Genomic DNA, 14,178 nt, shown 5'->3' on the forward strand with positions numbered 1-14,178 from the left:
AAACTTGATCCGGGTATAACCACTACGTAATTCTATTAAGGTGTTGAATTTTCTCGCCTCAAGTCCTTTGCTATCTCTCTTCGTCATCATGGCGGTGGGTCTAGCGATTGGCAAGATCAAGATCTTCGGCATCTCTCTCGGTGCCGCGGCTGCGATGTTTGTGGCACTGGGTCTTTCTACTGCTAATCCGGATATCCAAATTCCGCCGCTGGTCTATCAATTTGGCCTGGCGATCTTCGTTTATGCCATTGGCCTTAGCTTCGGGCCTTCCTTCGTCCGCGAGTTTAAAACCCGCGGCTGGAAGCTCACCGTCTTCATGCTGGGCATGTTGGTTGTTTTGGTCGCCGTTGGCTATGGCCTCATCCGTGGCTTTGGCCTGAGCGTGCCAGAAGCCGTCGGCATGTTCGCCGGTTCGCTCTCCTCCACGCCGGGTATGGCTGCCGTGGTGGAAATGGTGGGCGATTCCACCCCGGTCGTCGGTTACTCCTTGGCCTACCCAGGCGCGGTTATTGGCGCGATTCTCGTCGCCGCCATTGGCGCCAAGGTTGTCAAAGCCAACCATGAGGAAGATGCCCGCGCAGAGGGCATGATTCCCGCCGAGCTCGTAGCCAAAGGCGTGCGCCTGACCAAGAACTTCAATGACACCGCTGGTCATATCTACCGCGTTACTGGCCAGACCGTTGTGGCTACTCGTATCATCTCCGACGAGGAGCGCCACCGCCTCGCCGTCCCAGAAATGCCACTGTGCGAGGGTGAAGCATATCTGCTCAACGGCTCCGAAGAGGCCGTCGATAAGGCCATTGAGGTCTTGGGTGAAGAACACCCAGTGGAGCTGACCGAGGACGCTGGGCTTAAATACACCCGCGTTACCGTGTCCAACCCGGAGATTGCCGGTAAATCCGTCCGCGAGATCAAGGCCCTCGACCACGGCTTTATCATCGCTCGTATCCGTAAGGGCGATAAGGACCTCGTGCCGCACCCGGACACTGTGCTCAACTACTCCGACCGCGTTCGCGTGGTGACTAGCCCGAGCCGCTTGCCATACGTGCGCAAGTACCTCGGTGACTCTGAGGCCGCGTTGGGTAATGCGGACCTGCTGTCCATGGCCATCGGCCTGTCCTTGGGTATGCTGCTCGGCCTCATTCCGATTCCGATGCCGGGCGGTTCCACCCTGCAGCTGGGCTTCGGTGGCGGGCCCGTGGTCGTCGGCCTGCTCTTGGGCTACCTTAACCGTACCGGCCCGTTGAACTGGCAGATGCCATTCCACACCCGTGAGACCTTGTCCAATATGGGCCTTACCTTGTTCCTGGCCGGCGTGGGTACCTCGGCCGGCGCCTCCTTCCGCGATGCCCTGACGGATCCATCCTCCCTGACCATCATGGGCGTGGGCCTTATCATCACCCTGGTCTCCGCCATCCTGATCGGGGTCATCGGCATGCTGGTGCTCAAGCTGAAGTGGGACGAGGCCATGGGCTGTGCGGCCGGCATGACCACCAACCCGGCAGTCTTTGCCTATATTCGTGATCAAACCGGCACCGAGCTGGCTGGCCGCGGATGGGCCACGGTCTATCCCACTACAATTATCGGCAAGATTATTGCCTCGCAGGTGTTGCTCCTGTTGTTGCTATAGCGGCAATATCTCGCGTTAATTACTCACCCACAGGGTCGCCCGCCTACACTGGCAGGCACTACCCTGTGGGTTTTGTGTTGCGGTGAACCAGGTAGCATCGGTTGCCAGAACTACCGCCGCCCGCCTGAAACTTAAACATTTTTCAAGGAGCCATACTCATCCCATGACTAAATTCGCTCGCAACCTCACCGCCGCCATCATCGCCATCTTTATCGTTGTCATGATGGTTCTTCTTGCTTCCTCCACACTGCGCGAGGAAAACCACTTGGAGGGAAACCTCTCCTCCACGTTGTCCAAGGCACCAAATAACTTGGAGGTCATGACCGTCATGCCCACCGATGTCTATGGCGAGGAGTACCCCGCTATTGGTTTCATCTGCCCAGGCATGCGCGAAGACAAGGTTAAAGAGGCACAGATCGATACCGAGAACATCACCTTTGAAGATGGTGCGGTGCCGGAAGGCAAGAGCTACGCGGTAGCCATCTCCCAGAGCGCTAAGCCCTTCATCGAAGAGCTGGATCCGGAAAAGGTCGAGGTGTGCGAGATGATTGACATGCAGATCAAGGCCATGGAGCAGCAGGGCCAGAGCCTTGATGGCGGCGTGCCCATGATCCAGGGCACCCAGCCGCTGGGCTTCCAGCGCGAGGATGGCACCTGGAAGATGGTTGCCTAATGCGCGTCCTCGCGATCGACACGGCCACCACCGCCCTGATTACCGGGGTAGTGGATACCGTCACCGGGCAGACCACCGAGCGCGTGTTGGAGGATACCCGCGCGCATAATGAGCTGCTCATTCCTACCATCACCGAGGTCCTCGCAGAGGCGGGCATGGAGTATTCCGACCTCGATGCGGTGGTCACCGGCGTGGGCCCGGGGCCATTTACCGGGTTGCGCGTGGGGATGGCGACGGCCTCCGCGCTTGCCGACGCCCTCTCTATCCCCCTCCACGGCATCTGCACCCACGATGCCATCGCGGCCGCCGCCGAGCTCCACGTAGATCCTGCCGCCGCGGCCGACGAAGCGACCGCCTTGGTAGCTACCGATGCTCGCCGCAAAGAGATCTACTGGGCCACTTATCGCGTTACCGACTCCGGAGTGCAGCGCATTTCTGGCCCCGCGGTGACGAAACCGGCCGAACTCGAGGTGGAACTTACCCCCACCGCCGAGGTCATCATCCCGGACCGCCTTGCTGAGCAACTCCCCGAGAAGCTCGCCGCCCTGCCGCACCGCGCGGCCCATCCAACCGCGGCGGCCCTTGTTGCCGCGGCCGACCTCGAGGCAGAACCCGTTCCCGTCGTGCCGCTGTACCTACGCCGCCCGGACGCGGTCCCGCCGAAGCAGAAGCAGCTTTCTGCCGCTATCCCCAGGGTCGAACTGTGAAGCTGCGCGAGCTAACCCCGGCCGATGCACCCCGGTGTGCCGAGCTGGAAGAGGTCCTTTTCCCAGGTGAAACCCCGTGGTCCAGCCGGATCTTCCGGGAAGAAATGGCCCAGCCCTTCAACTTCTATTTCGGGGTGGAAGGCGCGATCGAGGGACCGGAGCCCGTAAAGCTTTTGGGCTATGCGGGCATCGGCATGATGGGCCCGGCCGCGGACCCGGAGTTTGAAATCCATACCATTGGCGTCGACCCCGCCGCACAGCACCGCGGCATCGCGCGGATGATGATGGACAATATCTGCCATATCGCGGATCTTAAGGATGCCCCGGTCTTCCTCGAGGTTCGCGTGGGCAATGATCCCGCTATTGGCCTGTATGAGCGCTACGGCTTTGCCAAGCAGGGGATCCGCAAGAACTATTACCAACCTTCCGGGGCGGATGCGCACGTGATGGTGCGCCCGCGCCAGTCCGAGCGCCCAGAAGATTAAGGAGCAGTCATGAAGATCATGGGCATCGAGTCCTCCTGCGATGAAACCGGCGTGGGCATCGTCGATCTGCGCGAGGACGGTCACATGGACATCATCGCTAACGCCGTTGCTTCCTCCATGGAGCAGCACGCGCGTTTCGGTGGCGTCGTCCCGGAAATCGCCTCCCGTGCCCACCTTGAGGCCATGCCGCAGGTGATGCAGTCGGCGCTGAATGAGGCGGGCATCGAAAAGCCGGATGCCATCGCCGCCACCGTGGGGCCGGGTCTAGCCGGTGCTTTGCTGGTGGGAGCCTCGGCCGCCAAGGCCTATGCCGCGGCTTGGGGTGTGCCTTTCTACGGCGTCAATCACCTAGGTGGCCACGTTGCTGTGGCCAACCTGGAAGGCGAAGAGCTGCCGCACTCGGTGGCCCTCTTGGTCTCGGGCGGGCATACGCAGCTGTTGGAAGTAGAGGCCGTCGGCAAGCCCATGCGCGAGCTGGGCTCTACGCTTGACGACGCCGCCGGTGAAGCCTACGACAAAGTCTCCCGCCTTCTTGGTTTGGGCTACCCGGGCGGTCCGGTGATCGATAAGCTCGCCGCCCGCGGCGAGGCCACCATCGATTTCCCGCGCGGCATGTCCCGCGCCGAGGATCTGCGCGGCCCGCACCGCCACGACTTCTCCTTCTCTGGGCTCAAGACCTCCGTGGCCCGCTACGTGGAGCGCGCCGAAAAGGCAGGGGAGACCATCAGCGTGGAAGATGTCTGCGCCAGTTTTCAAGAAGCCGTGGCCGATGTCCTGACCGCCAAGGCCGTGCGTGCCTGCGAGGACACCGGCGCCCGCGTGCTGCTTTTGGGAGGCGGCGTGGCAGCCAATTCCCGCCTGCGCGAGCTGGCCGCCGAGCGCTGCGCCGCCGCTGGAGTAGAGCTGCGCGTGCCGCGCTTTTCCCTGTGCACCGATAACGGCGTGATGATCGCGGCCATCGGCGCGCAGCTCATCCATGAAGGCGCCCAGCCCTCTGGTCTCGGCGTAGGCACCGATACCCAGCTGGATGTAGAAGAGCCGCAGTTAACCTAAAGTTCTTCTCGCTCGCGCTGCAGGCGGGGCAGGGGGCCGGTACTCTAAAGAGCGTTCATGCCCTCTTGGCTTTCTGAAGGAGCTTTCTCTCATGACCGTCGGTTTCCTTGTCAACCCTGATCTCACCCGCCGCAAGCTAGAGTTCGAGCTGGAGCACGCCAACCAGTTCTTGGGCGGCACCACCGAGGACCGCGTCTCCGTTGTTTTCCAGGAAGATGGCACCACCTACGCCGCGCTCTACAACCCCGAAGCCAAGGCCGAAGGCGCCGAGCCGAACCCGGTAGCCTCCCTGGCGCGCAACGCAGCTGCCACCGGCAATGCCGCCTTCCTGCAGGACCCCATCCGCTCCATCTGCGGCCCGGTCATTTTCGTTGACGCCGAGGGCGAAGACACCACTATCGATGCCGTCATCGAATCCGTGGAACAAGGCATTCGCGCAGTGAAGAACTACCGCGAAGACAACCCGGACGAGTACACCCTCTGGCGCGCGGCCGTTATCAACTCCGATAAGAGCCTTTAAGCCAAGCCCTCACAGGTAGGGTTCAAGCGCTTTTCGCGCGCTCGTAATACGGTGTTCACATTCTTATGGTGTTCTAGGGAGCCGTACCGCTCCTTCTAAGACTCCAAAGGTGAAAACTGTATGCTCCGTTCATCGCGCTTCGTCGCCTCCTTCGCCACCGCCCTCGCCGTGGGTGGCGCTACCGCCCTCGTGCCCGCCACCCCAGCGCTGGCCGCTGATGCGCCCATCTACCGCACCATCCTGCAGCCGGGCGAGGATGAATCCCAGGTCATGGTCACCTGGCGCACGAAGTCCAAGGCAGACGAGGTCCTCGAGGTTACCGGCCCAGAAGGCACCACCACCTTCCAGGCCGACGAGCGCGATTATGGCGCATTGCTGTACAAGTCCCAGTTCGCCACCGCTACCAACCTGCAGCCGGATACCGAATATTCCTACCGCGTTGGTTCCGAGGAAGGCGGCTGGTCCGAGCCAGAGACCTTCAACACCGGCTCCAACGGCGATGACTGGTCCTTCCTTACCGTCGCCGACCCGCAGATCGGCGTGGACCTCAAGGTGGATGACCAAGCCGAACAGTGGCGCAAGACCATTGGTCACGCGGCCTCCCACGTGCCGAATGCCAGCATGATCTGGTCCCTGGGTGACCAGGTTGAGGGTTGGGGTGCGCAGGTACCGCAGTACGATGCATACTTCTCCGCCCCGGAGATTCGTCACATCCCCACCAACACGGTCCCGGGCAACCACGAGACCTATAACCTCACCATGAAGCATCATGATGAGCACTTCTCCAACCCGCATCAGGCGGACGATATCCGCGACCACTACTTCGAACGCAATAACGTGCTCTTCATCGGCCTAGACTCCAATGCTTCTTCCGACGCCGATATCGCCCGCCACGAGCAGTTCCTGCGCGAGGCCATCGAATCCCGCGGCGAGGATAATGACTGGATCGTCGTTGGTATGCACCACGGCCCATACTCCCAGGGCTCGCATCACTTTGATAAGGACGTCACCAACCTGCGCGAGAAGCTCACCCCGGTGCTGTCTGAACTCAATGTCGATGCCGTGCTCTCCGGCCACGACCACATCTACACCCGCAGCCACCTGATGAAGAATAATAAGCCGGTCCTGCCGGAAGAAAAGCCGCAGCGCGGCGACGTTCTCGAGCCCAAGGATGGCGAGGCGCTGTACCTGACCACCACCACCGCGGGCGGTGGCAAGTACTATGACTTCACCGACGTGAATAACAAAAAGCACAAGGGCGCGCGCATGGAGACCATCGATCCAAAGCTTGCCCACGAATCCACCGCCATGTGGCGCCAGGACTACACCGAGGACTACATGCGCGTGGACGTCTCCGATGACAAGCTCACCTTCACCACCTTCAACGAAGGCGATAACACCCTGGTGGACAAGGTTTCCCTCAAGAAGAAGGACCGCGGCGCTGCGCCTGCCGACGACGCCACCAACCCCGCCGACTCCACCGAGTCCACCGACCCAGACACCCCAGAGGCGCCTAAGGATCCGGAGGGCGGCAGCTCCCTGAGTTCCAGCGATATTTTCGGCGGGCTCAGCTCGAAGAAGTAACTAGCATCGCGCCTGGGTGTGGCGGGTGTGGCTAGCGCTCCGTATGGCGCAGCCACGCCAATACGGCCTTGACCCGCCGGTTGGAATCCTCGGGCCGAAACCCGAGCTTCATAAACACATTGGAGACATGCTTGCTTACCGCTCCGGCGGTAAGAACGAGCGTGTCTTCAATTTCTTTATTGCTCAATCCTTGAGCCATCAGCCCCAGCACCTCCCGCTCGCGGGTGGTGAGCTGGGCTAAACCAGTACGCCGCGCCGACAGTAACGCTGTGACCACCTCGGGGTCCACCACGGTGCCGCCGCGGGCGACCTCGTCTAGCGTGCGCACGAATTCTTCCACGTCAGAAACGCGTTCCTTAAGCAGATACCCGAATCCGCCGTGTTCCAAGAGACGGTCGAGGTAGCTTGCCGCTACGTATTGGCTCAACACCACCACCGGTTGGGTGGGATTGGCCGCTCGCAGGTCGTGCACGGCGCGCAGGCCATCGTCGGTCATGGACGGTGGCATGCGCACATCGCTGATAATCAGGTCAAAATCTTCCTGCCGGGCAATAGCGCGCAGTTCTTCGGCATCCGCGGCCGCCGTAACGCTATGCCCCAAGGCGCTAAGTAGCTGCTCGAGCCCCGCGCGCAGCAGCGCGGAATCTTCCGCCAGTAGTAGTTTCATTCCGCCTCCTTCAGCGGTAATTCGACCTGCAGCCGGCCACCGAGTTCACCCGCAGCCGCGTCATGAGACGCGGTAAAGTTCACCGTGCCGCCCAATGCGGCGGCGCGTTCGCGCAGCCCGGTGAGACCGGTGCCCGTCCCAGCTGGCTCCTTGTCCGTGGGGCCGAGGTCAGCTCCGGGGCCGGGGCAGGGACCCGTGCCATTATCAACGATGCCTAGGCGCAACGTCTGCCCGAAAGCAACCGTTACTATCGCCTGGGTAGCCGCGCCGTGCTTGGAAGCATTAGTAAGCGCCTCGGCCACCGCGTGGTAAGCCAGCAGGGCAGTGGTTTCATCCACTGAGCGTTCGGCGCCTTCGACGTGTAGTTCGGTCTCCAGCCCGGAGTGGGCGAGGAGTTCGTCGAGGGCGGGGATAAGTCCTGCGTCGAAAAGCACCTGCGGGGCAATGCCACGCACCGTCGCCCGCAGGGAGGCCAAGGCCAATGAGGCATTATGTTCCGCATCGGCCAAGGCCGGTTGCGCCTCGGGAGGTGCCTGCAATTTCGCCGCGGCCAAATTGAGCTTGAGCGCAGTGAGGTACTGCTGCGGGCCATCGTGCAGCTCGCGCTCGATGCGGCGGCGCTCGCCGGAAAAGGCATCGATAAGCGTGGCGCGCGAGGCCGCCAACTCCTCGGCCGAAGGGCTCAATGCCAGCCGAGTCAGCGAGGTTGATGCCAAGACCAACAGGCGGTTAAGTCCCACCAATAGAGCCACCAGCAGCGCCGCGGTGAGCCAACAGGTGAAGAAAATGAGCGGCCGGTTGGAGGTGGACCACTCGCCAAAGGAGAATTCGGTATTTGGCACGAATGGCGCAATGACCAGCACGCCCGCCGTAAAACCCACGGCAGTCCACGCGGCAAAGCAGGCAGCCGAAATCAATAGCTGCACAATAAGGTGATAAAACTGCTGCCAATCAAACCACCGGCCCGCACGCCGGGGCGGGATCTGCACACCCATCCACTGCGCACCCAACCGGCCGACAAATTCCGCGGCGCGTCCCACCAACGGAATCCACGGCAGCATCAGCACCGAAACCACCAATGCCGGGATAAATAGCGCGCCGAGGACGAGGCTCCACGCGCAGGCTTTGAGGGTTCGCATAACCCTTGAGCCTAGCCGCCCTTCCGCGGTGGGGCAGTAGAGCTAGCTCTACCATTTTCCGGGCGGCCCACCCCATGTCATTCTTCTGTGCGGCCGAGTGGAATCGAAGGCATGTTAAAAGCAGACAACCTTAGCAAGCGCTACGGCCGCCACACCGTGCTCAATCGCGTCACTGTGTCCATCGCCCCGGGCGAATTCGTCGCCATCATGGGACCTTCCGGCAGCGGAAAAACCACGCTCCTGAACCTGCTATCCGGGCTAGATAAGCCCACCTCCGGCCGAGTCAATGCGCCGGGGCGCAAGCAGCGAGCCTTTGTTTTCCAGGACTATAACCTGCTGGAATCCCTCAACGCCCAGCGCAATGCCACCTTGACCGCGCGGTTTTCCGGCCGGCGCCCTACACGCGGCAAGGTGGCGGAGGTCTTTGACTCGCTCGGCCTTAGCGGGTTGGAGCGCCGCCTGCCCGCGCAGCTTTCCGGCGGGCAGCAGCAACGCGTGGCCGTCGCCCGGGCACTGCTGGCTCAGGCGCCCTATATCTTCGCTGACGAGCCTACGGGCGCGCTTGACGACGCCACCGCATCCACCGTCCTTTCCCACCTGCGCGCCGCCGCCCGCGATGGCGCCAGTGTGGTCATGGTGACTCACTCTCACCTCGCCGCTGAGGCGGCCGACCGGATCATTTCCTTAGAGGAGGTGGCCCATGCTGGTGTGGCTTAAGGACTTACAGTCCAATTGGCTATCGTGGCTGGCCGTGGCGCTGACCCTGGTGGTGTCTTCCACCTCGTGCACCCTGGCGCTGGCCATGCTGGTGGCTTCCTCCGGGGCCGAAGAAGACCCCGCCGGCCCGCTGGGTGGCACGGTGTTGGGAATGGCCCTGTGCGTGGTGGTATTGGTGACGCTATCGCAGATGCGCCTTATCATTGCCGAGCGCGAGCCGGTCTACCGCTCCTGGCGCATGGTGGGCATGCCCGGCTGGATGATCCTCGCTTTTATCCTGGGCCAAGTCGCAGTGGTCAGCGCGGGCGCCGGGCTACTCGGCGTGCTGCCTGCCCGCCCGCTGCTTGCCCCGTGCGTGCGCGCCCTGCGCAGCGATGGCATCCCCATGCCGGACATTGACATCACCGGCCAGGTCGTAGTCATTGCGGTAGCCGTCTGCACGTCCGCGGCGCTAGTCGGTGCGCTGCCTCCGCTGCGCCGCGTATTCCGGCCGCGCGCCGCCGCACACCCGGCGTGGCTCACGGTGAAATTCCTGCTTGCAGCCGCGGCCATTGGCGGCACAACATACGGGTGCCTGCAGATTGATGACCCTGGAGACCTGCTCTCGGCCGAGATGGGCTTGGTCATCCTCGTCGCTCTCGTCTTACCTTGGCTCATGCCCGGTATCGACCAATGGACCCGTCCGGCCGGTATCGCTGGGGCCAACGTGCGCGTGCGTCGGTACTTTTCCACCCCACACATCGTGCCGTGGGTGCTCATCGGCGGCTTTATTGTCGCCGTCGGCTCGGGCCTGCGCTTTGCAAACGACGCAGGCGCCGGCGGCACCTTGTCCTCGTGGCAGGTCTTCGTCGCCCTTTTAGGGCCTGTCTTTGCTCCCAGCATCGTGGGCGCTGTGCTTACCTCGCTGCTGATGCACGGGCGCATCGCGGCCGATATCCGCGGCCTTACCCTAGCCGGCGCCACCCCCTCGGCCTGGGCCCGCGTGCAAGTGGGGGAGGCGGCGTGCCTCACCCTGACCGCGGCCGGCGTGGTCTGGGCGCTGTGCTTGGCGACGCTCCTCCCACTCCACCACCTGCTCACCCCGCAGGCTTCCTTCGGCCGAACGCTGATAGAGGAGTTGTGGTGGCCGTCCTTCGCCGTAATCTTTGGTGCCATGTTTATCGCACTGGGCGTCGTCAAGCTGGCGCTTGCCGGATTCGTGCGCGCCGGGCAACGGGAGCGCTGAGGGGATCGCTGAGGGCGTAAAAATGTGGGCCGAGCCATTGTTGAGGGTTAGCAGTCACGAGGGTAGAGTGCTAATCAGGTTGTTTGACCCACAGTTGTTCACCCGCGACGACGGCTGTGCTGGACATCCACAACCGGCACGCGCGCGCCATACCGGTGCGCATACGAACACTACGGAGGAAACATCATGGCAAACATCAAGCCTCTCGAGGACCGCGTCCTCGTACAGATCGTAGAAGCTGAAACCACCACCGCTTCCGGCCTGGTCATCCCAGATTCTGCCAAGGAAAAGCCACAGGAAGCCACCGTCGTTGCAGTAGGCCCAGGCCGCACCAACGACAAGGGTGAGGCCACCCCGGTAGGCGTCAACGAAGGCGATACCGTGGTCTTTTCCAAGTACGGCGGCACCGAGCTGAAGTACAACGGCGAGGAGTACCTGCTGCTGTCCTCCCGTGACCTGCTCGCCGTCATCGAGAAGTAGGCCCACTTATGGCAAAGCTCATTGCATTCGACCAAGAAGCCCGCGAGGGAATCCAGCGCGGCGTCGATACGCTGGCTGATGCCGTCAAGGTCACCCTCGGCCCGCGCGGCCGCAACGTCGTGCTGTCCAAGGCCTTCGGTGGCCCCACCGTCACCAATGACGGCGTGACCATCGCCCGCGATATCGACATCGAGGAGCCCTTCGAAAACCTCGGCGCGCAGCTGGTCAAGTCCGTTGCTGTCAAGACTAATGACACCGCAGGTGACGGCACCACCACCGCTACCTTGCTGGCCCAGGCGCTCATCTTCGAAGGCCTGCGCAACGTCGCGGCCGGCGCCAACCCAGTCGAGCTTAACCGCGGCATCGCAGCAGCGGCCGAAAAGGCCGTCGAGGAGCTCAAGGCCCGCGCCACCGCGGTCAACTCCTCCTCTGAAATCGCGCAGGTAGCTACCGTCTCCTCCCGCGACCCGGAGGTTGGCGAGATGGTTGCCGGTGCCATGGACAAGGTGGGCAAGGACGGTGTGGTCACCGTCGAGGAATCCCAGACCATCGACTCCGCAGTTGACGTCACCGAGGGCATTTCCTTTGACAAGGGCTACCTTTCCCCGTACTTCGCTACGGAAGAAGAGACCTACCACGCCGTGCTGGACGACGCCGCAGTATTGCTCGTCCGCAACAAGATCTCCTCCCTGCCGGACTTCCTGCCGCTGCTGGAGAAGATCGCCGAGACCAACCGCCCGACCCTCATCATTGCGGAAGACGTCGAGGGCGAGCCGCTGCAGGCGCTCGTCGTCAACTCCATCCGCAAGGTGCTCAAGGTCGCTGCCGTTAAGGCCCCGTACTTTGGCGAGCGCCGCAAGGGATTCATGGATGACCTGGCCGTCGTTACCGGTGCCACCGTCATCGACCCAGAGGTGGGCGTCAACCTCAACGAGGCTGGCCTCGACGTGCTCGGTTCTGCCCGCCGCGTGACCATCACCAAGGATGACACCGTCATCGTCGATGGTGGCGGCACCGCTGAGGCAGTAGAGGAACGCCGCGAGCAGATCCGTCGCGAGATCGAGCGCACCGATTCCACCTGGGATAAGGAAAAGCTCGAGGAGCGCCTGGCTAAGCTCTCCGGCGGCGTGGCCGTTATCCGCGTCGGCGCCGCTACCGAGACCGAGGTAAACGAGCGCAAGCTGCGTGTTGAAGACGCCATCAACGCGGCCCGCGCGGCCGTCGAAGAGGGTGTCATCGCCGGCGGCGGCTCCGTGCTGGTCCAGATTTCCAAGGAACTCGAGTCCTTCGCCGAGGGCTTCGAGGGCGAGGCTAAGGTCGGCGTTCTCGCCGTCGCCCGCGCCCTGACCCGCCCGGCGTTCTGGATCGCCGAAAACGCTGGCCTCGACGGCGCCGTCGTCGTTTCCCGCGTTGCCGAGATGTCCAACGGTGAGGGCTTCAACGCCAATACCCTCGAGTACGGCAACCTCATCGATAACGGCATCATCGACCCAGTCAAGGTCACCCACTCCGCCGTGGTCAACGCCACCTCCGTGGCCCGCATGGTTCTTACCACCGAGGCCTCCGTGGTGGAAAAGCCACAGGAAGAGCAGCCTGCTGACGCCGGTCACGGCCACCAGCACTAAACCTTCCCAACATCGCCCGCCCCGCTTCCCGCGTGGCGGGTTTTGTTGTACCTAGCTAGGGCCGTGGAATACATCAAGGTCACCGCTGATACCGGCCCCATTCGCAAGGCCTTCGCCAAGGCCAATGGCGTCAAACCCGCACTCTTTTCCGCGCATTCCGAGGGTGCCTGCCCCAAGCGCAGCGGTGTGGGTGCGGTCTACGTGGAGCAGGGCGTGATGAGCGGGTGGACTCCGGCCACACCGTCGTCTGCATCGACCACAATCTGGCCGTTCTCGCGCATGCGGATCACGCCATCGACTTGGGCCCCGGCGCCGGTTCGGCCGGCGGCCAGCTGGTCTTTAGCGGCACCCCGGCCGACCTAGCCGAGCAGCAAGACTCGGTGACGGGGCGCTTTCTTGCCGACGCCCTCGTCTCCCCCTAACCTTCTGCCTTAAGCGTTGACCGGCGCGGCGGCGCGGCGGCGCTGGCGCAGCGCAACGACGCGCTCGGATTCGCTCATTCCGCCCCAGACGCCGTAAGGCTCGGCGGATTGCAGAGCATGCTCGCGGCACAAATCAATGACCGGGCAGGAATTGCAGATGGCCTTGGCGCGGTTCTCGCGCTGGGCGCGGGCACGGCCACGCTCGCCATCTGGGTGATAAAACACGTCCGAGTTTTCTCCGCGGCAGGCGCCTTGTAGCTGCCAATCCCACAAGTCAGCGGTGGGACCGGGAAGCAAATGAGGCTGAGACACGTTACTAAGCTCCTTTGTAAGGGCGAGAATTCTTGTGTTGCTTCCGCAGTGTTACGGAAAGCAACCTCACGTAGTGTTTCGCGCGTGGGTAAACGGTGGGTTACCGATTTTTGACTTTTAAGTATTGTTCTCGCCATTCCCCTTCCTACACCACGGTTTACCAGCGCAAACGTCGAAGGTTAACGGTTTGTGAATTTTCTGTCTCTCAGCTTGCATAGGTAATGGGGCCGCGCGTTGCCTTTGCATAATCTTCCCGTGTGCCAATATGGTTAGTTACCGGTTTAAAACATGTCAGAGGGTGCATACGTGAGTGATAAGGAACAGGAGCTAGCGGATCTCGTCCCGCATGCCGTCGACGGCAGCCGTCGAGCGCTGCAAAAAGTCCTGCGGATCATTCACCCGCAGGTGCTGCGCTACTGCCGCGCCCGCATCGGTGGCGGTCGCCAACCTACCGCGGAGGATGTAGCCCAAGAGATCTGTCTTGCAGTTGCCACCTCTATTGGCTCCTACGAGGACAAAGGCCGCCCGTTTATGGCCTATGTCTACGGCATTGCGTTCAACAAGGTCACCGATGCCCACCGCGCCATGGGGCGCGATAAGTCCACCCCTACCGAAGAAATTCCAGAAGACTCCGCGCGTGACGCCACCCCTGAAGAGTGGGCATTGGAGGCCGACGGTAGTAACAGAATGCGCTCCTTGCTCGATACGTTAAGTGACAAGGCGAAAAACATCGTTATTCTGCGCGTGTTCAACGGTTTGTCGGCAGAAGAAACCGCGGAAATTGTGGGTTCCACCCCAGGTGCGGTTCGTGTCGCACAACACCGAGCACTCGCTCAATTGCGAAAGACCCTCCAAGCCGCCCAGGAAACTGCGCGCTAAGGGCCTAGCGGCCGACTCTTACAGCAGATATTTCATAACAGAAAGGAAGGGGGAGAGACA

At 62.3% G+C, this 14,178-nt stretch carries 15 protein-coding genes and 1 pseudogene; 13 read left to right on the forward strand and 3 right to left on the reverse strand.

Features of this window, described 5'->3' with window-relative positions; all coding sequences use genetic code 11:
- Positions 1 to 40 precede the first annotated feature (40 nt).
- The 7 genes from MHY13_RS01460 to MHY13_RS01490 all read left to right on the forward strand — a co-directional run bounded on the left by MHY13_RS01460 (position 41) and on the right by MHY13_RS01490 (position 6,652).
- Positions 41 to 1,630, forward strand: coding sequence for an aspartate:alanine exchanger family transporter (locus MHY13_RS01460; RefSeq protein WP_204610186.1), 1,590 nt, complete (start codon positions 41 to 43; stop codon positions 1,628 to 1,630).
- A 163-nt stretch (positions 1,631 to 1,793) separates the two neighbouring features.
- Positions 1,794 to 2,303 (forward strand): hypothetical protein, encoded by a 510-nt coding sequence (locus MHY13_RS01465; protein WP_239228589.1) that lies wholly within the window; start codon positions 1,794 to 1,796, stop codon positions 2,301 to 2,303.
- Entirely contained in the window at positions 2,303 to 3,010 is a 708-nt protein-coding gene (gene tsaB / locus MHY13_RS01470; RefSeq protein ID WP_239280215.1) for a tRNA (adenosine(37)-N6)-threonylcarbamoyltransferase complex dimerization subunit type 1 TsaB, read from the forward strand. Before MHY13_RS01465 ends, tsaB begins: the two co-directional genes overlap by 1 nt.
- Complete coding sequence (rimI, locus tag MHY13_RS01475; RefSeq protein WP_239280217.1) at positions 3,007 to 3,495, forward strand: ribosomal protein S18-alanine N-acetyltransferase; 489 nt, start codon at positions 3,007 to 3,009, stop codon at positions 3,493 to 3,495. The genes tsaB and rimI overlap by 4 nt, the downstream gene beginning before the upstream one ends.
- A 9-nt stretch (positions 3,496 to 3,504) precedes the next feature.
- The gene (gene tsaD / locus MHY13_RS01480; protein WP_239280219.1) at positions 3,505 to 4,548 is read left to right on the forward strand and encodes a tRNA (adenosine(37)-N6)-threonylcarbamoyltransferase complex transferase subunit TsaD; all 1,044 of its coding nucleotides are present in this window, start codon (positions 3,505 to 3,507) and stop codon (positions 4,546 to 4,548) included.
- Between the two features lie 91 nt (positions 4,549 to 4,639).
- Complete coding sequence (locus MHY13_RS01485; RefSeq protein WP_204610180.1) at positions 4,640 to 5,068, forward strand: hypothetical protein; 429 nt, start codon at positions 4,640 to 4,642, stop codon at positions 5,066 to 5,068.
- A 120-nt stretch (positions 5,069 to 5,188) separates the two neighbouring features.
- Positions 5,189 to 6,652: a metallophosphoesterase family protein gene (locus MHY13_RS01490; protein ID WP_239280229.1), complete on the forward strand. Its 1,464-nt coding sequence runs from the start codon at positions 5,189 to 5,191 to the stop codon at positions 6,650 to 6,652.
- A 31-nt stretch (positions 6,653 to 6,683) separates the two neighbouring features.
- Here the strand turns inward: MHY13_RS01490 and MHY13_RS01495 are convergent, their stop codons facing one another.
- Both MHY13_RS01495 and MHY13_RS01500 read right to left on the reverse strand, forming a co-directional pair.
- Positions 6,684 to 7,319, reverse strand: coding sequence for a response regulator transcription factor (locus MHY13_RS01495; RefSeq protein ID WP_204610178.1), 636 nt, complete (start codon positions 7,317 to 7,319; stop codon positions 6,684 to 6,686).
- Complete coding sequence (locus MHY13_RS01500) at positions 7,316 to 8,458, reverse strand: sensor histidine kinase (RefSeq protein ID WP_239280231.1); 1,143 nt, start codon at positions 8,456 to 8,458, stop codon at positions 7,316 to 7,318. Before MHY13_RS01500 ends, MHY13_RS01495 begins: the two co-directional genes overlap by 4 nt.
- A 111-nt stretch (positions 8,459 to 8,569) precedes the next feature.
- Between MHY13_RS01500 and MHY13_RS01505 the strand changes: the two genes are divergently transcribed.
- The 5 genes and pseudogenes from MHY13_RS01505 to MHY13_RS01525 all read left to right on the forward strand — a co-directional run.
- Positions 8,570 to 9,175: an ABC transporter ATP-binding protein gene (locus MHY13_RS01505; RefSeq protein WP_239280233.1), complete on the forward strand. Its 606-nt coding sequence runs from the start codon at positions 8,570 to 8,572 to the stop codon at positions 9,173 to 9,175.
- A complete protein-coding gene (locus tag MHY13_RS01510; RefSeq protein ID WP_204610175.1) occupies positions 9,159 to 10,400 on the forward strand; it encodes an FtsX-like permease family protein in 1,242 nt (413 codons plus the stop codon). The genes MHY13_RS01505 and MHY13_RS01510 overlap by 17 nt, the downstream gene beginning before the upstream one ends.
- Positions 10,401 to 10,586: 186 nt before the next feature.
- On the forward strand, positions 10,587 to 10,880 hold the full coding sequence (groES, locus tag MHY13_RS01515) for a co-chaperone GroES (protein WP_204610153.1): 294 nt from the start codon (positions 10,587 to 10,589) through the stop codon (positions 10,878 to 10,880).
- Positions 10,881 to 10,888: 8 nt separating this feature from the next.
- Positions 10,889 to 12,505 (forward strand): chaperonin GroEL, encoded by a 1,617-nt coding sequence (gene groL, locus MHY13_RS01520; protein WP_239192963.1) that lies wholly within the window; start codon positions 10,889 to 10,891, stop codon positions 12,503 to 12,505.
- Positions 12,506 to 12,601: 96 nt separating this feature from the next.
- A pseudogene (locus tag MHY13_RS01525) lies at positions 12,602 to 12,927 on the forward strand (hypothetical protein); the annotation flags it as partial.
- A 9-nt stretch (positions 12,928 to 12,936) separates the two neighbouring features.
- On the opposite strand, the gene MHY13_RS01530 reads toward MHY13_RS01525, so the two are convergent.
- Complete coding sequence (locus tag MHY13_RS01530; protein WP_005326832.1) at positions 12,937 to 13,239, reverse strand: WhiB family transcriptional regulator; 303 nt, start codon at positions 13,237 to 13,239, stop codon at positions 12,937 to 12,939.
- Positions 13,240 to 13,545: 306 nt separating this feature from the next.
- Here MHY13_RS01530 and MHY13_RS01535 point away from each other — a divergent pair, with 306 nt between their 5' ends.
- Positions 13,546 to 14,118 (forward strand): sigma-70 family RNA polymerase sigma factor, encoded by a 573-nt coding sequence (locus MHY13_RS01535; RefSeq protein ID WP_239280235.1) that lies wholly within the window; start codon positions 13,546 to 13,548, stop codon positions 14,116 to 14,118.
- Positions 14,119 to 14,178: the final 60 nt, after the last annotated feature.

Origin of the sequence: Corynebacterium sp. ACRPE (assembly GCF_022347435.1) — a bacterium.
GTDB classification, from domain to species: Bacteria; Actinomycetota; Actinomycetes; order Mycobacteriales; family Mycobacteriaceae; genus Corynebacterium; species Corynebacterium tuberculostearicum_D.